This window comes from Parahaliea aestuarii (genome assembly GCF_008064635.1).
GTDB lineage: Bacteria > Pseudomonadota > Gammaproteobacteria > Pseudomonadales > Halieaceae > Parahaliea > Parahaliea aestuarii.
This window is the reverse complement of the sequence record NZ_VRYZ01000002.1, coordinates 79,851-96,520: the sequence shown is the minus strand read 5'-3', so window position 1 is coordinate 96,520 and position 16,670 is coordinate 79,851. Positions and strand designations below refer to the sequence as shown.

The following is a 16,670-nucleotide window of genomic DNA, read 5'->3' as shown; positions in this document are numbered from 1 at the left end:
CGCGCGCTTTCTCCGCTGCCGGGGCTGTGCGTATAATGGCGCGAATTTCGCTGTTACAGGACACAGGTGTGCTCGAACTGGTAACGGCAGGCGGCTGGTTGATGGTGCTGATCCTGCTCTGTTCTATTGTCGCAGTAGCGATCTGTATCGAACGTCTATACACCCTGAACCCGAAAAAAATTGCCCCGCCGCATCTGCTGGCCACGGTGTGGAAGCAGCTCAAGGCCGGTGAGATCGACGCCAACCGCCTGAAAAGCCTGCGCCAGTCATCGCCGCTTGGCCGCATCCTGGCCGCCGGCCTCGGCAACGCCTCCCACGGTCGCGACGTGATGAAAGAGAGCATCCAGGAGGCAGCCAGTCATGTAATACATGATCTTGAGCGCTACCTGAACACCCTCGGCACTATCGCCGCAGTGGCGCCGCTACTGGGCCTGCTGGGTACCGTGGTGGGTATGATCAAGGTCTTCGCCGAGATCATGGCCCAGGGCACCGGCAATGCCAGTGCGCTGGCGGGGGGCATCTCGGAAGCCCTGATCACCACGGCTGCCGGGCTCAGCGTGGCCATTCCGGCGCTGGTGATGCACCGCTATTTCAGTGGCCGCATCGATGGCATCGTGGTCGAACTGGAGCAGGAAACGATCAAGCTGGTAGATGCGCTGCACTCCGAGCAGAGCGGGGAAGTGCGGCGTTGAAGTTCCGCCGCCAGAGCCGGGAGGAGGTCGGGGTCAACCTGACTCCGCTGATCGATGTGGTGTTCCTGCTGTTGATCTTTTTCATGGTTTCGACCACCTTCACCCGTGAAACCCAACTCAGCATCGACCTTCCCGAGGCCAGTGGCGAGCCGCAGCAAAACGATGGCGAGCGGGTGGAAATACTGATCGATGAGTCCGGCACCTACCGTGTCAACGGCCAGCGCCTGGTGGACAGTCGTCCGCGTACGTTGCAGGCGGCAATTTACAAGGTGTCCGCCGGGGACACCACGCTGCCGATGATCATCACCGCCGACGCCCAGTCGAGCCACGAATCAGTGGTGCGGGCCATGGATGCCGCTGGCCAGATGGGCTTTGCCCATCTCAGCATCACCACCCGGCAACCGGCTGATGCCGGTGCAGCGAGGTAGTGCCGTGCCGCGCCTGAATACCGCATCGCGCCCCCTGCAAATGAGCGACTGGGCCCTGTACCGCCGGCTGCTGCGCTATGTGCTGCCCTACTGGTACTTTTTTGCCATCAGCATCGTCGGCTACATCATCTATTCCCTCGGCAATGTATTGCTCGCGGATATGATGCAGTTCCTGCTGGACTCCCTCGGCGACTCAAAAAGTGTCGACCAGGGCATTATCGGCGGGCTCGCCTATCGATTGGCCGACCCCGGTGACATGAGCGCGCTGGAATTTGCCCGCATCGCGGTGCCTATTGCGGCTATTGTGCTGGCTTTCACCCGCGCCATGGGCTATTTCGTCGGCACCTATTTTATGAGCCATGTGGCACGCAACCTGATTCACGAGCTGCGCTGCGAGCTGTTTGGCAAGATGCTGGTGGCCCCGAGCAGCTATTACGACCGCCACAGCCAGGGTGTGTTGATCTCCAAGATCACCTTTAACGTTGAACAGGTCACTGGTGCCGCGACCAAGGCCCTGACCATTATCGTGCGCGAAGGGCTGACGGTGGTCGCCCTGCTGAGCTACATGCTCTATCTCAACTGGCGCCTGTGCCTGGTGTTTTTCGCGGTGGCGCCGTTTATCGCCATTGTCGTAAGGGTCGTGGGCAAACACTTCCGCCGCTACAGCCGCCGTATCCAGTCCTCCATGGGCGATGTGACCCAGGTCAGCAACGAGACCATCGGCGCCTACAAGGAAGTGCGTATTTTCGGCGGCCAGGCCCAGCAGGAGCAGCGCTTTCGCGCCGCCAGCGAGTACAACCGCAACCAGACACTGAAACTGGCTTTCGCCGATGCCATGAGTACGCCGGTCATCCAGACCCTGCTGGCGGCGGCGCTGTCGGCGCTGGTCTGGTTTGCCCTCAATCCCAGTATTCTCAGTGGTTTCTCCGCGGGATCGCTGGTGGCCTTTCTCACCGCGGCCGGTCAACTCGGCAAGCCGATACGCCAGCTGAGCGGCATCCAGAGCGTGATTCAACGGGGCCTGGCAGCCTGCGAAGATATTTTCAGCCAGCTCGACCAGGACTCCGAGCGCGACACCGGCAGCCACCGGGTAGAACGTGCCACCGGGGATATTCGTTTCAACGACGTCGGCTTTGCCTACCCGGGGTCGGATGCCCCTGTACTGCAGAAGATCAACCTGCATATTCCCACCGGCACGTCGGTGGCCCTGGTGGGGCGCTCCGGCAGCGGCAAAAGTACGCTGGTGCAGCTGCTGGCGCGTTTCTACGATTGCAGTAGCGGCGAGATCACTCTCGATGGTATCGCCCTGCAGGACTATCGCCTCGCCGACCTGCGCGCGCAGATGGCGGTGGTGTCCCAGGATGTCAGTTTGTTTAACGACAGCATTCGCAACAATATCGCCTTCGGTACCATGCAACGCGCTGACGACGCCGCCATTCGTGCGGCACTGGATGCGGCCTACGCCTCGGAGTTTGTCGACCAGCTGCCGCAGGGCATGGAGACCGTGCTGGGTGACGATGGCGGCGGCCTCAGTGGCGGTCAACGCCAGCGCCTGGCCATCGCCCGGGCCATTCTGAAAGACGCCCCGGTACTGATTCTCGACGAGGCCACTTCGGCCCTGGACAACGAGTCCGAGCACCGCATCCAGCGCGCCCTGGAGGACATTACCGCCAACCGCACCACCATTGTTATCGCGCACCGCCTGTCCACCGTAGAGAAGGCTGACCACATCGTGGTGATGGATGCCGGGCGCATCGTCGCCCAGGGCAGCCACGCCAGCCTGCTGGCGGAGGGCGGTCTGTACGCGCAGTTGTATCACCAGGAATTCAGCGACTGATGTCCGCAGTCGAACGCCTGGAGCGGGCCTGGTACCAGGGCGCGCCCTGGCTGTGTCTGCTGTGGCCGCTGGAGGCGCTGTTCCGGCTGATGACAGCACTGCGGCGCTGGCTGTACCGCCGAGGCGTGCTGGCCCGGTACCGCCCCGCCGTGCCGGTGGTGGTGGTGGGCAACATCACAGTGGGTGGCACCGGGAAAACACCCGTGGTGATCGCCCTGGTGGAGGCCCTGCAGCGCGCCGGGCTGCAACCGGGCGTTGTGAGCCGGGGCTATGGCGCAACAGCCGGGCACTTTCCCCATCGACTTGACGGGCAATCCACTGCCGCCCAGGCGGGCGATGAACCGCTGCTGATATTCCAGCGCACCGCTGCGGCCTGCGTGGTCGACCCGCAACGTGCGCGCGCCGCGCGGGAACTGGAGGGCTGTGGCGTCGATATCATTGTCAGCGACGATGGCCTGCAGCATTACGGCCTGGACCGGGATTATGAGATCGCCGTGCTCGACGCCGCCCGCGGCAGCGGCAACGGTCACTGCCTGCCTGCCGGCCCCCTGCGCGAGCCGGTGTCCCGTCTGCAGCGTGTGCAGTACCGCCTGTACCGGGGCAGTGACGACGCCGCTACGGGGGTACGCTACAGGGCCGATGCGCTGATCAGTCTCTGCGGCACACAGCGTCGTCTCCTGTCGGACTTTGCTGGCGCAGAAAGAGTGCAGGCGCTGGCCGGTATCGGCCAGCCGGCGCAGTTCTTCGCGACGCTGGAAGCCGCCGGCCTCAGTGTGCAGGCTCACAGTTTTCCGGATCACCACGCCTATTCAGCAGCGGACTTTGCGGCGCTACCCGCAGGCCCCATTATCATGACCGAGAAGGACGCGGTAAAATGCCGGCCGCTGTTGCCCGCCGGTCGTCGCGCCGATGCCTGGTTTTTGCGCATCGATGCCGAGTTGCCGCAGGCGCTGCTCGAGCAGGTGATCGCCCTGGCCCGGCGCGGGCACTGATCGACACTTCACTACTTCATCAGCAAACGGTTGTTACCCTGACTATGCCATTTTCCGTTGTGATTCCAGCCCGCTATGCCTCTTCGCGCTTGCCGGGCAAGCCCCTGCAACTGATTGCCGGCCTGCCCATGGTGCAGCGCGTGTGGCAGCAGGCCAGCGCCAGCGGGGCGGGGCGGGTGGTGATCGCCACCGATGACCCGCGTATCGCCGACTGTGCCGCCGGCTTTGGCGCCGAGGTCTGCATGACGCGCAGCGACCACCCCTCCGGTACCGATCGGTTGCAGGAAGTGGCGGCCCAGCTGGGGCTGGACGACGAGCATATCGTTGTCAACGTGCAGGGCGACGAGCCCCTGATACCGCCGACCGTGATCGACCAGGTAGCCGCCAACCTGGCGCGCCATCCCGAGGCCGGTGTGGCCACCTTGTGCGAAACCATCGACAGCGTCGACGCCCTGCGCGACCCGAACGTTGTCAAAGTGGTACCGCGGGCGGACGGGATGGCCCTGTACTTCAGTCGCGCCACAATTCCCTGGCCACGGGATGCCGGGCTCGGTGGTGGCGATGCCTTGCAGCAGGCGATGCCGATGGGGGACTGGTACCGTCATATCGGCATTTACGCCTACCGCACGGCCTTTCTGCACCGTTACATTACCTGGGACCCGGCACCGCTGGAGCAGCTGGAGCAGCTGGAGCAACTGCGCGCCCTGTATCACGGCGTGGGTATTCATGTTGAAGAGGCGCGGGCCGCGGTACCTGGCGGTGTGGATACGCCGGCAGACCTGGATCGGCTGCGCCGCTATCTGGGGGAGGTGCCGGCATGAGCAGCCAGGTCAGGATACTGTTCGTCTGCCTCGGCAATATCTGTCGCTCACCGACGGCTCACGGCGTGTTCGAGCAGATGGTGGCTGCGCGAGGCCTCAGTGCACGGGTCGAGGTGGATTCCTGTGGCACGGGTGACTGGCACATCGGCCGGGCCCCCGATCAACGCGCCCAGGCAGCGGCGGCGGCCCGCGGCTACGATTTGCAACATTTGCGTGCCCGACAGGTAAGCCCCGCCGATTTCGATCGCTTCGATTACATACTGGCCATGGACGAGAGCAACCTGCGGGACCTGCAGGCCATGCGCCCGGCCAGTTTTACAGGCCACCTGGGACTTTTCCTTCCATTCGCCGATAGCCCGGAGAGGGAAGTTCCCGATCCCTATTACGGCGGCGACGAAGGCTTTGATCGTGTGCTGGATCTGATTGAAGCGGCCAGCAGCGGACTGCTGGCGGAGATAGACGGTGCAGATCGAGCCTAACGCAGACCTGTCTACGCTGAATACCCTGGCACTGAGCGGCAGGGCCAGGGCCTTTGCGCGCGCCGCAGACGCGGGCGATATCGACACGGCGCTGGATTTTGCCAGGGCGCAGGGTCTCGCTGTATTGCCCTGGGGCGGGGGCAGCAATATCGTGGTGGCCGGTGATGTCGACGCGCTGGTACTGCAGGTCGCTACCCGCGGCCGGCAACTGCTTTCCAGCACGGGCGACACGGTACTGTTGCGAATAGAGGCCGGTGAGAACTGGCACGACCTGGTGCGCTGGACGGTCGAGCAGGGCTATTCGGGGCTGGCGAACCTTGCCCTGATTCCCGGCACAGTGGGTGCTGCGCCGATCCAGAACATCGGCGCCTACGGCGTGGAGCTGGAACCCTTTGTCGACGCCGTCCATGGGCGTCGTATCGATAGCGGCGAGCCCATCCGGCTGAGCGCCCGCGACTGCGCCTTTGGATACCGCGACAGCATCTTCAAGGGCGAATTGCGTGACACCGTGGTGATCACTGCTGTCGATCTGCGTCTCAGCGCCAGCGCCGCCGTGGAGTGCAGTTACCCCGGCCTCGCGGCCAGACTGACAGAGCAGGGCATTGCCAGGCCGGCGCCCCGCGATGTGTTTGATGCGGTGGTGGCGATTCGCAGGGCGCGCCTGCCGGACCCTGCAAAAGAGCCCAATGCGGGCAGCTTTTTCAAGAATCCGCTTGTGTCGGCGGGCCAGGCCGAAGTTTTGCAGCGCACCGAACCGGAGATGCCGTCGTTCGCCGCCGGCCAGGGGCTGGTCAAAATCCCCGCTGCCTGGCTGATTGAGCGCTGCGGCTGGAAGGGGCTTGTGCGGGACGGGGTGGGTGTACATCCCGCCCATTCGCTGGTGCTGGTGAACTGCGGCGCCAACATCGGCGAACGCCTGCTGCAACTGGCCGCGGATATTCGCGCTTCCGTGCAAGCCCGCTTTGCAATCGACCTTGAAATCGAGCCGCGTATTTACGGCGCTGCGACATGAGCGAGTTCGATCACAAGTCCTTCCTCAAACGGCTGACCACCCGCCCGGGTGTGTACCAGATGTACAACGCCGAGCGGGAATTGCTCTACGTCGGCAAGGCCAAAAACCTGCGCAACCGGGTGTCCAGTTATTTCCGCGCCACTGGCCTGACGGAAAAAACCATGGCCCTGGTGAGTCGTATTGCCGATATACAGGTCACCGTTACCTCGACGGAAGTGGATGCCCTGCTGCTTGAGCACAACCTGATCAAGAGCCACCACCCGCCCTACAATATCCTGCTGAAGGACGACAAGAGCTACCCCTACATCTTCCTTTCCAGCGAGGATACCTATCCGCGGCTCAGTCTTCACCGCGGACCAAAGCGGCGCAAGGGCACCTATTTCGGCCCTTACCCGAGTGCTGCGGCGGTGCGGGAATCACTGCATTTTTTGCAGAAAGTGTTCAAGGTGCGCCAGTGTGAAGACAGCTTTTTTCGCAACCGCTCCCGGCCCTGCCTGCAATACCAGATTGATCGCTGCACCGCTCCCTGTGTGGAACTGGTCACACCTGGGGATTACGCAGAGCAGGTGGAGAACACCAGCCTGTTCCTGCGCGGCAAGTCACGTGAGCTTATGGTGCAGCTGGCCGATGACATGGAACGCGCGGCCACCGAGTTGAAGTACGAAGAGGCGGCGCGCTACCGCGACCAGCTCGGCCAGTTGCAGCATGTGCAGGCGACCCAGGGCATCGAAGGTGGCAGCGGCGATCTCGATATTCTCGCCGCGGCGCTGGATCGCGGCCGCGCCTGCGTGCAGGTGCTGTTTGTGCGGGGCGCCCGGGTACTCGGCAGCAAGACCTACTACCCGCCGCTGAAACTGGAAGAGAACGAGGCAGAGGTACTGGCTGCCTTTCTGCCCCAGTACTACCTGGGTGGCGAGCGCCAGATACCGCCGGACATCGTGGTCAACGCGCTGCCGGAAGACGCCGATACCGTGGCGGAGGCCTTCAGTGTTCACAGCGGGCGCAAGGTGCGTCTGCGCTACAGGGTGCGGGAGGCGCGGGCGCGCTGGCTGCAACTGGCTGTGCAGACCGCCCAGACGAATCTGGCTGCGCACTTGTCCGGCCGTGAAACCACGCTGGCCAGGGTCCAGGCCCTGCAGGCCGAGCTGGGGCTGGACGATCTTCCCGAGCGGATGGAGTGTTTCGATATCAGCCACAGCTCGGGCGAAGCGACCGTGGCATCCTGCGTGGTGTTCGACCAGGAGGGGCCGCGCAAGGGCGACTACCGCAAGTTCAATATTGAAGGTGTGGCGGCCGGCGACGATTACGGCGCCATGCAGCAGGCCTTGGAGCGCCGCTACAAACGACTGCAGTCGGGGGAGGGCGCCATGCCCGACCTGTTGCTGATCGATGGCGGCAAAGGGCAGGTGGCCCAGGCGCTCGGTGTGCTGGAAGCGCTGCAGATCAATGACATCACCGTGGTGGGCGTCGCCAAGGGCGTTACACGCAAGGCCGGTTTTGAAACCCTGGTGATGGGCGCCAGTGGCATCGAGAGGCAGCTTCCGGGGGACAGCCCGGCGCTGCACCTGATACAGTATATTCGCGACGAGGCGCACCGTTTTGCCATCACCGGCCATCGCGCCAGGCGCGACAAAACCCGGCGCCAGTCTCAACTGGAGGGGATTCCCGGTGTCGGCGCCAAGCGGCGCAGGGAACTGTTGCGACACTTTGGCAGCGCCCGGGGGGTGAAGAATGCCGGTGTCGATGAACTGAAAAAAGTGGGCGGCATCAGTGCCACCATGGCCCAGCAGATTTATGACCATCTGCATACGGCCACTGACTAGGAGCACTACTTGCACATCAATATTCCCAATGCGCTGACCATGCTGCGCATTTTCATGATCCCTGTGCTGGTACTGGTGTTTTACCTGCCCTTTGAAAAGCACCTACTGGTGGCGGCGGGCATCTTTGGTCTGGCGGCCATCACCGACTGGTTTGACGGATACCTGGCGCGTCGCCTCGACCAGATGACCTCCTTTGGCGCCTTCCTCGATCCGGTGGCAGACAAGCTCATGGTGGCCGTGGCGTTGGTGCTGCTGGTCGAGCGCCACGACACGATTCTCTTTACCCTCGCGGCCTGCGTGATAATCGGCCGGGAAATTGTAGTCTCGGCGCTGCGCGAGTGGATGGCGGAACTGGGCCAGCGCACCTCGGTCGCGGTGTCCTATGTGGGGAAGGTGAAAACCGCCTTCCAGATGGTCGCCATCGTCGGCCTGCTGGCTATCGATCCGGCTACCGATGAGAGCTGGCTGCTGGCCCTGTCTTACCTGATGCTCTACACCGCCGCGGTGCTGACCCTGTGGTCGATGATGATCTATCTGCGTGCGGCCCGGCAGGTGATGGTCGAACACTTGAAAGTCTGACTACAAAATCGCCGGGTTTCAGCGAGTTACAGGAATTTTCTTCAGAGGTTGTTGACTCCGGCGCCGCAATTCATACAATGGGCACCCTCTGTGTGAGGCGGGAATAGCTCAGTTGGTAGAGCGCAACCTTGCCAAGGTTGAGGTCGCCGGTTCGAACCCGGTTTCCCGCTCCAATCCTCACTGCCTCCGGCATTAGGTAAGGCAATGAAGGTTGAGGAGTTCGAAATGGTGCGCCATCCCGGCCGTTTCCCGCTCCAATCCTCACACACAAAGGAGTTAGGACGCGCCCCAGCGTATCTCTACATCCCCATGGCTCGGTGGCAGAGTGGTTATGCAGCGGACTGCAACTCCGTGTACGCCGGTTCGATTCCGACCCGAGCCTCCATTTTTATCCTGATACTTTTCGAATAGCGCCCTCTGGCGCCACCCCGCTTTTCGCTGCCCGCGCATCGTGCGCCTGACGGCGACTGTTATACTTCGCCCATGTGTGGAACCTACGCAACGCATGGCAGTGGCACCTGGCGCGAATACCGGGGCCAGATAGACCCGCAATGGCCGGAGCCGGAAAACCCGGGTAGCGCCCGCTTCAATTTACGCCCGACCGACGCCGTACCTCTGGTGCGCCTGAACGAAGGCGAATTCCGTATTGATGACGCTCACTGGTGGCTGATTCCCGCGACATCCAGCGGCGCGGCGAATCGCCAGTATCCGATGTTCAATGCGCGCGCTGAAACACTGGCGGAAAAGCGCTCCTATCGCGGGCCTTTTCTGCGCCAGCGTGGCGTGTTGCCGGTCAGCGCCTTCGCCGAGCGTGTAAAAGCGGGTGAACTGGCGGGCTGGTGGTCGGTTTCCAGCGAACAGGGGGCGATAGCCGTCGCCGCGCTCTGGGACATCTGGAAAGGCGAGGGCAGAGAACTGCTGTCCGTCACCATGGTGACAACGGCTGCGGCGCCGGAGTTTGCCCCCTGGCATTCGCGAATGCCGGTGATGCTGACCCGCGATGAATGTGACCGCTGGCTGGATAATGCGGCGCCGGTGCCGGCTAACGACACGCTGTTCCGTGCGGAGTTGAAGTTTCCCTTGCTGCTGGCGCGGCTCGACGGAACGGTTGGCAATGTGCGGGACAAGTCGCCCAGCACCATGTCGCCGGTCGCAGCGGCGATACGGGTTGAGTAGCAGAGGGCCGAAGCCTAGAGTATCCCTGGTCGGTTATCAGGGGGAGTAGGCTCAGTCCGGGCTCCAGTGGCCGGTAATCTAGCGGGAGCTTTTTCGCCGTGCCCTGCGCCGGGCAGGGTTTGTTTTGCTTGCGCCGGGTTTGCGGTGCGCGACGGGCGCCGCAACTTCAATTGTTCTGAATTCTCCCGGCGCCAGTCCCTCCAGCGTCCAGTCACCGACCTGCGTGCGTACCAGTCTCAGCGTCGGGTAGCCCACGGCGGCGGTCATTCTTCGCACCTGCCGATTGCGGCCTTCCTGAATCGATAGTTCCAGCCAGCTGTCCGCGACATTTTTACGCTCCCGGATCGGCGGGGTACGCGGCCACAAGCCTTCTGGCTGATCCACACGCCTGGCTTTTGCCGGCAGGGTGGGGCCGTCCTTGAGTTCGAGGCCGGCGGCGAGTCGCTGCAGTGCGGCGTCACTGATGTTTCCCTCCACCTGCACCAGGTAGGTTTTCCAGCGCTTGTGGCGCGGGTTGGCAATCTGCTGCTGCAGGGCGCCATTGTCGGTGAGAATCAGCAGCCCCTCGGAGTCGTAGTCCAGTCTGCCGGCAGCGCGAAAGCCCGGCGCGTCGAGATAATTCGCCAGTGTAGCGCGGGGCTCGCCACTGCCTTCATCGGTGAATTGACTCAAAACCTGGAAGGGTTTGTTGAACAGAATAAGCTGGGCCATGGGCTGTCGGATCGGGGAAAAATGTCCGTTTCAATCAAGAGAAAGGGGGCAAAACCTGCTACACTACGCGCCGCTCGAACCGGGGTCATTCCCATCAGGATAACGCACCCCGCCTTCCATTGAACCTGCTAATGCTACGGAGTACGACCATGGGCTACAAACATATTCAGGTGCCGACCAGCGGCGAAAAGATCATTGTCAACGATGACAACAGCCTGAACGTCCCCAACAACCCTATCATCCCCTATATCGAAGGTGATGGCATCGGTGTTGATATCAGCCCGGTCATGATCGACGTTGTAAATGCCGCGGTAGAAAAGGCCTATGGCGGCGACAAGAAAATCTCCTGGATGGAAATCTACACCGGCGAGAAAGCCGCCGAGCTGTACGATGGCGACTGGTTCCCCGAAGAAACCCTGGAAGCCATCAAGGAATATTCCGTGGCCATCAAGGGCCCGCTGACCACGCCGGTTGGCGGTGGCTTCCGCTCCCTGAACGTGGCCCTGCGCCAGGAACTGGACCTCTACACCTGTCAGCGCCCGGTGCGCTGGTTTGAAGGCGTGCCTTCTCCGGTGAAAGATCCCGGCGCCTGCAACATGGTGATCTTCCGCGAGAACTCCGAAGACATCTACGCCGGTATCGAGTACAAGGCCGGTACCGAAGAGGCGCAGAAAGTCGTCGATTTCATCATCAACGAAATGGGCGCCACCAAGATCCGCTTCCCCACCAACGTTGGTATCGGCATCAAGCCGGTGTCTGAAGAGGGCACCAAGCGCCTGGTGCGCAAGGCCATCCAGTACGCCATCGACCAGGACCTGGACTCCGTGACCCTGGTACACAAGGGCAACATCATGAAGTTCACCGAAGGCGCCTTCCGCGACTGGGGCTACGAGCTGGCCCAGGAAGAGTTCGGCGGCGAACTGCTGGACGGCGGCCCCTGGGTATCCATCAAGAACCCCAACAACGGCAAGGACATCGTCATCAAGGACGTGATTGCCGACGCCATGCTGCAGCAGGTACTGACCCGTCCTAAAGAGTACAGCGTGGTCGCCACTCTGAACCTGAACGGCGACTACTTGTCCGACGCACTGGCGGCACAGGTAGGCGGTATCGGTATCGCCCCCGGCGCCAACCTGTCCGACAAGGTGGCCCTGTTCGAAGCCACCCACGGCACCGCGCCCAAGTACGCCGGCCAGGACAAGGTCAACCCTGGCTCGCTGATCCTCTCTGCCGAGATGATGCTGCGCCACATGGGCTGGAACGAAGCCGCTGACCTGATCATCAAGGGTATGAACGGCGCCATCCAGCAGGGCACCGTCACCTACGACTTCGAGCGTCTGATGGAAGGCGCCACCCTGGTGAGCTGCTCCGAGTTTGGCCAGAAGATGGTCGACAATATGTAAGATCCGCAGACGCCGGCCCAGCGCCGGCGTATTGTTGCTTTTACGCGGAACCCCGGCCATTGCTGGGGTTTTTTGTGCCTGCAGGCGGCAAAAACTAGACCCGTTTCACGCCGCCTTACGGCGGGTCGGGGGCCAGTTGCCCTTGAAATGACGTATACTCCCACCATATACCGCTGACCTACAGGCAGAGTACGAGAGAAGTAACGCGTGATCGAATACCGCACATACCAGCAGTGGCGCATGGCCGGCGAAGATGAGCACCATGACGGCAATCTCGCGCTGCAGGAATCAAAACCTGAACTCAAGCGACCGCCGCTGTTCAAAGTGGTATTGATCAATGACGACTACACGCCCATGGAGTTTGTGGTAGAGGTACTGGAGACTTTCTTTCGGATGAATCGCGAGCAGGCCACCCACGTGATGCTGACGGTGCATACCAAGGGCAAGGGTGTGTGTGGTATCTATACCCGTGACATCGCCGAGACCAAGGCGGCGCAGGTGAACCAGTATGCGCGGGAAAACGAACATCCACTGTTGTGTGAGATCGAGGCATCGGAGGGGTAATCCCCCGGGGAGCGGTAACTTATGCTGAGCAAGGATCTGGAACAGACGCTGAACGAGGCCTTCCGCGGAGCGCGGGCCAAGCGCCACGAGTTCATGACTGTGGAACACCTGTTGCTGGCGCTGCTGGACAACAACGATGCTATCAGGGTGCTGAAAGCCTGCGGCGCCGACATCGGCGGCCTGCGCGGCGACCTGGTGGAGTTTGTAGACGCCACCACACCGCTGATTCCCGAGGACGAGGACGACCGCGACACCCAGCCCACACTGGGCTTCCAGCGCGTACTGCAGCGCGCCGTATTCCATGTGCAATCCTCCGGCAAGAGCGAAGTTACCGGTGCCAATGTGCTGGTGGCGATTTTCTCCGAGCAGGAAAGCCAGGCCGTGTACTTCCTGAAAACCCAGAGCGTTGCCCGCCTCGACGTGGTGAATTTCATTACCCACGGCATTTCCAAGGTCGGCAATGACGCCGAGGGCGATGGTGTGGAACCCGGCCAGGCCCCCGGCGAAGAAGGCGCTGGCGAGGAGGGTGAAGCCAACCCGCTGGACAGTTTCGCCACCAACCTGAACGAGGAGGCCGCAGCCGGGCGTATCGACCCGCTGATCGGTCGCATTCCCGAAGTTGAGCGGGTGGCCCAGATTCTGGCGCGCCGGCGCAAGAACAACCCGCTGCTGGTGGGCGAATCCGGTGTCGGTAAAACCGCGATTGCCGAGGGGCTCGCCAAGATGATCGTCGATGGCGAAGTGCCGGAGATACTGCAGGGAAGTGTGGTCTACTCGCTGGATCTCGGCTCCCTGCTGGCGGGTACGAAATACCGCGGTGACTTCGAGAAGCGCTTCAAGGGCCTGCTGGCAGAGCTGAAAAAGCGCGAGGGCGCCATCCTCTTCATCGACGAGATACACACCATTATCGGCGCCGGCGCCGCCTCTGGCGGGGTCATGGACGCCTCCAACCTGCTCAAGCCGCTGCTGACCTCGGGCAAGATGCGCTGTATTGGCTCCACCACCTTCCAGGAATACCGCGGAATTTTCGACAAGGATCGCGCCCTCAGCCGCCGTTTCCAGAAAATCGACGTGCTTGAGCCAAGCGTGGAAGACGCCTACAAGATCCTCAAGGGGCTGAAGTCGCGTTTCGAGGAGCACCACGGCCTGCGCTACACCGACAAGGCCCTGCGCACGGCCACTGAGCTGGCCTCGCGCTACATCACCGACCGTTTCCTGCCGGACAAGGCCATCGATGTCATCGACGAGGCGGGCGCCTACCAGCAACTGCAGACACCCTCCAAGCGCAAGAAGGTCATCGGCGTGGGTGACATCGAGGCAGTGGTGGCCAAGATTGCCCGCATTCCCCCGAAAACCGTCAGCTCGGACGACAAGGAAACCCTGCAGAAGCTGGAAAAGAACCTGCAGATGGTGGTGTTCGGCCAGAACCAGGCGATCAGCAGCCTCGCCACGGCCATCAAACTGGCCCGTGCCGGCTTGCGCTCTCCCGACAAGCCCATCGGCTCCTTCCTGCTGGCCGGCCCTACGGGTGTCGGCAAGACCGAGGTGACACGCCAGCTCGCCAAGCAGTTGGGCCTGGAGCTGATCCGCTTCGATATGTCCGAGTATATGGAGCGCCACACCGTGTCACGCCTGATTGGCGCGCCTCCCGGCTATGTCGGTTTTGACCAGGGTGGCCTGCTTACCGATGCCGTGACCAAGCACCCCCACGCGGTGGTGTTGCTGGACGAGATCGAAAAGGCCCACCCCGAGGTGTTCAACCTGCTGCTGCAGGTGATGGATCACGGCACACTCACCGACAACAACGGCCGCAAGGCGGATTTCCGCAATGTGATCGTGGTGATGACCACCAACGCCGGCGCCGAGAGCATCAGCCGCAGGACGATCGGCTTTACCTCCCAGGATCACAGCACCGACGGCATGGAGGCGATCAACCGCATGTTCACGCCGGAATTCCGCAACCGCCTGGATGCCATCGTGCAGTTCGAGCCGCTGGGCGAGGATGTGATTCTGACCGTGGTGGACAAGTTCCTGACCGAGCTGCAGGGCCAACTGGACGAGAAGCGTGTCACCCTGCAGGTGGATGAAGACGCGCGCCTGTGGCTGGTGGAGAAGGGTTACGACCGCAATATGGGTGCGCGGCCGATGGAACGGGTCATCCAGGACCACATCAAGAAGCCGCTGGCGGAACTGGTGCTGTTCGGAGCGCTGGCCCACGGTGGCGGCACAGCATTAGTCACCCTGGACCGGGCGGCAGATGCGCTGGTGGTCAGCGTGGAGGAAGAGGAGGCGGTGCTGGCGGATTCCTGATGACGCAATGCAGCGGGCGCAATTCGATGTAATTGCGCCCCTGTTCTATCCGCGCCGCTGAAAGGGTGGGCGGAGCAAGCGCCACCACATCAGAGCGGTGCGCTTAACGCTCCCGATAGGTAATGCGACCTTTGCTCAGGTCGTAAGGGGTGAGTTCCACACGGACTTTATCGCCGGTCAGGATGCGGATGTAGTTCTTGCGCATCTTGCCGGAGATGTGTGCGGTCACAACGTGGCCATTTTCCAGCTGCACGCGGAAAGTGGTGTTGGGCAGGGTGTCGATCACCTCGCCTTCCATTTCGATCTGGTCTTCTTTTGCCATGCCCTTGGCAGATCCTCGCGAAAAAATAGGGGCGCATTTTGCCTCAAACGCAAGGGATGTGCCAGATGTATCTTTGGCGCTTTGACGACAATAGTGGTGGTTACTCCGCCAGCCGCCGCCAGCGGTTGTCCAGCAACAGTTCCAGTGGCTGGTAATCCGCCTTGTAGGCCATTTTCTTGCAGGCCTCGATCCAGTAACCGAGGTAGAGATAGTGCAGGCCCATCTCCCGGGCCTGTTCGATCTGCCACAGGATGGCGTAGCTGCCCAGACCGCGCTGTTGCTCGTCGGGGTCAAAGAAGGTGTAGATGGCCGACAGGCCGTCGATCATTACATCCACCACTGCCACCGCAAGCAAGCGGCGGTGGTCGTAGAAGCGGTAGTAGCGGGTGCAGTCCCAGGCATTGTTGAGGAAGGATTCGTACTGCTCGCGATCCGGCGGGAACATGTCGCCGTCGGCGTGGCGTTGCTCGATATAGCGCTGGTACAGGTGGTAGGCCTGGTTGTCGCGAATATCCGCCGTGCGCTCCACGCTCAGGTCCCGGTTCTGCCGCAGGCTGCGGCGCTGGTTGCGGCGGGGCTGGAAGTCCTGCACCGGAATACGCGCCGGGATGCAGGCCTTGCACTGCCCGCAATGCGGTCGGTAAACGTGGTTGCCACTGCGGCGAAAGCCCAGGGTGGAAAGGCTGCTATACAGGTGCTGGTCGACCTCCTGGCGGGGGTCGATAAACAGGGTAGTCGCCTCCTGGTCGCGCAGGTAGCTGCAGCTATGGGGGTAGGTGGTGTAGACCTTGAGATCCCGCAGGGAAGATGTCACAGCAACTCTCCACAAGACGCTGGCAGTCGCCAGTTGAGCGACTGCGGATGCATGTCCACAGTTTGGGCAAGCTCTTGCTCGAAGTCCAGCCGGGAAATAGTGCGGGCGCCCAGTGAGTTCAGGTGCCCGCTCTCCACCTGGCAGTCGATCAGCCGGCAGCCGGCCCCGCGCAGCAGCCACGCCAGTGCTACCAGCGCCGTTTTCGAGGCATCGCTGGCGCGGCTGAACATCGATTCGCCAAAGAAGGCGCCCCCTATGGCGATGCCATAGAGCCCGCCCACCAGTTCGCTGTCCCGGTAGACCTCGATGGAGTGGGCATGTCCGAGTCGGTGCAGTTCGCTGTAGGCCGACACCATGGCGTCGCTGATCCAGGTGCCATCCTGACCGGCCCTGGGGGCAGCGCAGGCCAGCATGACTTCGCGAAAGCGGGTGTCGGCGTCGAGAGTAAAGCTGTTGCGGCGCAGGGTTTTCGCCAGGCTGCGGGAAATATGCAACTGCTCGGGGTACAGCACTGAGCGGGGGTCGGGCGTCCACCACAGCACCGGGTCCGGTGGCTGGTACCACGGGAATATACCTCGGCGGTAGGCAGAGAGCAGGGTTTGCGGGGAGAGTTCACCCCCTGCCGCGAGCAAACCGTTGGGATAGTCCAGGGCCTCGCAGCTGGGGGGGAAGTCCTCGCCGGGGGCGAGGACAGGCAGCAGGGGCAT

The 16,670-nt window shown here is 62.4% G+C and carries 17 protein-coding genes and 2 tRNA genes; 15 read left to right on the top strand and 4 right to left on the bottom strand.

Annotated elements, in window-relative coordinates:
* Window positions 1–68 precede the first annotated feature (68 nt).
* The 12 genes from FVW59_RS04700 to FVW59_RS04645 all read left to right on the top strand — a co-directional run bounded on the left by FVW59_RS04700 (window position 69) and on the right by FVW59_RS04645 (window position 9,839).
* Complete coding sequence (locus FVW59_RS04700) at window positions 69–692, top strand: MotA/TolQ/ExbB proton channel family protein (RefSeq protein ID WP_148063094.1); 624 nt, start codon at window positions 69–71, stop codon at window positions 690–692.
* Window positions 689–1,120 carry an ExbD/TolR family protein gene (locus FVW59_RS04695; protein ID WP_148063093.1) on the top strand — a complete coding sequence of 144 codons (432 nt, stop codon included), beginning with the start codon at window positions 689–691 and terminating at the stop codon, window positions 1,118–1,120. Before FVW59_RS04700 ends, FVW59_RS04695 begins: the two co-directional genes overlap by 4 nt.
* The gene (msbA, locus tag FVW59_RS04690; protein ID WP_246139633.1) at window positions 1,101–2,957 is read left to right on the top strand and encodes a lipid A export permease/ATP-binding protein MsbA; all 1,857 of its coding nucleotides are present in this window, start codon (window positions 1,101–1,103) and stop codon (window positions 2,955–2,957) included. The genes FVW59_RS04695 and msbA overlap by 20 nt, the downstream gene beginning before the upstream one ends.
* Window positions 2,957–3,949, top strand: coding sequence for a tetraacyldisaccharide 4'-kinase (lpxK, locus tag FVW59_RS04685; RefSeq protein WP_148063092.1), 993 nt, complete (start codon window positions 2,957–2,959; stop codon window positions 3,947–3,949). Before msbA ends, lpxK begins: the two co-directional genes overlap by 1 nt.
* 44 nt (window positions 3,950–3,993) lie before the next feature.
* Complete coding sequence (gene kdsB, locus FVW59_RS04680) at window positions 3,994–4,770, top strand: 3-deoxy-manno-octulosonate cytidylyltransferase (RefSeq protein ID WP_222711429.1); 777 nt, start codon at window positions 3,994–3,996, stop codon at window positions 4,768–4,770.
* Complete coding sequence (locus tag FVW59_RS04675; RefSeq protein ID WP_148063091.1) at window positions 4,767–5,249, top strand: low molecular weight protein-tyrosine-phosphatase; 483 nt, start codon at window positions 4,767–4,769, stop codon at window positions 5,247–5,249. Before kdsB ends, FVW59_RS04675 begins: the two co-directional genes overlap by 4 nt.
* Window positions 5,233–6,261, top strand: a complete 1,029-nt coding sequence (gene murB, locus FVW59_RS04670; protein WP_148063090.1) for a UDP-N-acetylmuramate dehydrogenase — start codon at window positions 5,233–5,235, stop codon at window positions 6,259–6,261. The genes FVW59_RS04675 and murB overlap by 17 nt, the downstream gene beginning before the upstream one ends.
* The gene (gene uvrC / locus FVW59_RS04665) at window positions 6,258–8,084 is read left to right on the top strand and encodes an excinuclease ABC subunit UvrC (RefSeq protein WP_148063089.1); all 1,827 of its coding nucleotides are present in this window, start codon (window positions 6,258–6,260) and stop codon (window positions 8,082–8,084) included. Before murB ends, uvrC begins: the two co-directional genes overlap by 4 nt.
* Window positions 8,085–8,099: 15 nt before the next feature.
* The gene (gene pgsA, locus FVW59_RS04660) at window positions 8,100–8,663 is read left to right on the top strand and encodes a CDP-diacylglycerol--glycerol-3-phosphate 3-phosphatidyltransferase (RefSeq protein WP_148063541.1); all 564 of its coding nucleotides are present in this window, start codon (window positions 8,100–8,102) and stop codon (window positions 8,661–8,663) included.
* Between the two features lie 97 nt (window positions 8,664–8,760).
* Window positions 8,761–8,836, top strand: a tRNA-Gly gene (locus FVW59_RS04655).
* Window positions 8,837–8,974: 138 nt separating this feature from the next.
* Window positions 8,975–9,048, top strand: a tRNA-Cys gene (locus tag FVW59_RS04650).
* A 98-nt stretch (window positions 9,049–9,146) separates the two neighbouring features.
* Window positions 9,147–9,839, top strand: coding sequence for an SOS response-associated peptidase (locus tag FVW59_RS04645; RefSeq protein ID WP_148063088.1), 693 nt, complete (start codon window positions 9,147–9,149; stop codon window positions 9,837–9,839).
* A gap of 78 nt (window positions 9,840–9,917) precedes the next feature.
* Here FVW59_RS04645 and FVW59_RS04640 read toward each other — a convergent pair whose 3' ends face one another.
* Window positions 9,918–10,550: a pseudouridine synthase gene (locus FVW59_RS04640; RefSeq protein WP_148063087.1), complete on the bottom strand. Its 633-nt coding sequence runs from the start codon at window positions 10,548–10,550 to the stop codon at window positions 9,918–9,920.
* Between the two features lie 149 nt (window positions 10,551–10,699).
* Between FVW59_RS04640 and icd the strand changes: the two genes are divergently transcribed.
* From icd to clpA, 3 genes are all read left to right on the top strand, one after another.
* The gene (gene icd / locus FVW59_RS04635) at window positions 10,700–11,953 is read left to right on the top strand and encodes an NADP-dependent isocitrate dehydrogenase (protein WP_148063086.1); all 1,254 of its coding nucleotides are present in this window, start codon (window positions 10,700–10,702) and stop codon (window positions 11,951–11,953) included.
* A gap of 240 nt (window positions 11,954–12,193) precedes the next feature.
* Window positions 12,194–12,517 carry an ATP-dependent Clp protease adapter ClpS gene (gene clpS, locus FVW59_RS04630; protein WP_148063540.1) on the top strand — a complete coding sequence of 108 codons (324 nt, stop codon included), beginning with the start codon at window positions 12,194–12,196 and terminating at the stop codon, window positions 12,515–12,517.
* A gap of 21 nt (window positions 12,518–12,538) precedes the next feature.
* Window positions 12,539–14,827 (top strand): ATP-dependent Clp protease ATP-binding subunit ClpA, encoded by a 2,289-nt coding sequence (gene clpA / locus FVW59_RS04625; RefSeq protein ID WP_148063085.1) that lies wholly within the window; start codon window positions 12,539–12,541, stop codon window positions 14,825–14,827.
* Between the two features lie 103 nt (window positions 14,828–14,930).
* Here clpA and infA read toward each other — a convergent pair whose 3' ends face one another.
* The 3 genes from infA to aat all read right to left on the bottom strand — a co-directional run bounded on the left by infA (window position 14,931) and on the right by aat (window position 16,670).
* On the bottom strand, window positions 14,931–15,149 hold the full coding sequence (gene infA, locus FVW59_RS04620; protein ID WP_148063084.1) for a translation initiation factor IF-1: 219 nt from the start codon (window positions 15,147–15,149) through the stop codon (window positions 14,931–14,933).
* A gap of 100 nt (window positions 15,150–15,249) precedes the next feature.
* Window positions 15,250–15,963 (bottom strand): arginyltransferase, encoded by a 714-nt coding sequence (locus tag FVW59_RS04615; protein ID WP_148063083.1) that lies wholly within the window; start codon window positions 15,961–15,963, stop codon window positions 15,250–15,252.
* The gene (gene aat, locus FVW59_RS04610) at window positions 15,960–16,670 is read right to left on the bottom strand and encodes a leucyl/phenylalanyl-tRNA--protein transferase (protein WP_148063082.1); all 711 of its coding nucleotides are present in this window, start codon (window positions 16,668–16,670) and stop codon (window positions 15,960–15,962) included. Before aat ends, FVW59_RS04615 begins: the two co-directional genes overlap by 4 nt.

Coding starts and splice junctions, on each gene's coding strand:
- kdsB (WP_222711429.1), top strand. CDS start 3,994: ATGCCATTTTCCGTTGTGATTCCAGCCCGCTATGCCTCTTCGCGCTTG.
- FVW59_RS04645 (WP_148063088.1), top strand. CDS start 9,147: ATGTGTGGAACCTACGCAACGCATGGCAGTGGCACCTGGCGCGAATAC.
- FVW59_RS04640 (WP_148063087.1), bottom strand. CDS start 10,550: ATGGCCCAGCTTATTCTGTTCAACAAACCCTTCCAGGTTTTGAGTCAA.
- lpxK (WP_148063092.1), top strand. CDS start 2,957: ATGTCCGCAGTCGAACGCCTGGAGCGGGCCTGGTACCAGGGCGCGCCC.
- icd (WP_148063086.1), top strand. CDS start 10,700: ATGGGCTACAAACATATTCAGGTGCCGACCAGCGGCGAAAAGATCATT.
- uvrC (WP_148063089.1), top strand. CDS start 6,258: ATGAGCGAGTTCGATCACAAGTCCTTCCTCAAACGGCTGACCACCCGC.
- FVW59_RS04675 (WP_148063091.1), top strand. CDS start 4,767: ATGAGCAGCCAGGTCAGGATACTGTTCGTCTGCCTCGGCAATATCTGT.
- infA (WP_148063084.1), bottom strand. CDS start 15,149: ATGGCAAAAGAAGACCAGATCGAAATGGAAGGCGAGGTGATCGACACC.
- clpS (WP_148063540.1), top strand. CDS start 12,194: ATGGCCGGCGAAGATGAGCACCATGACGGCAATCTCGCGCTGCAGGAA.
- msbA (WP_246139633.1), top strand. CDS start 1,101: ATGCCGGTGCAGCGAGGTAGTGCCGTGCCGCGCCTGAATACCGCATCG.
- aat (WP_148063082.1), bottom strand. CDS start 16,670: ATGCCCCTGCTGCCTGTCCTCGCCCCCGGCGAGGACTTCCCCCCCAGC.
- clpA (WP_148063085.1), top strand. CDS start 12,539: ATGCTGAGCAAGGATCTGGAACAGACGCTGAACGAGGCCTTCCGCGGA.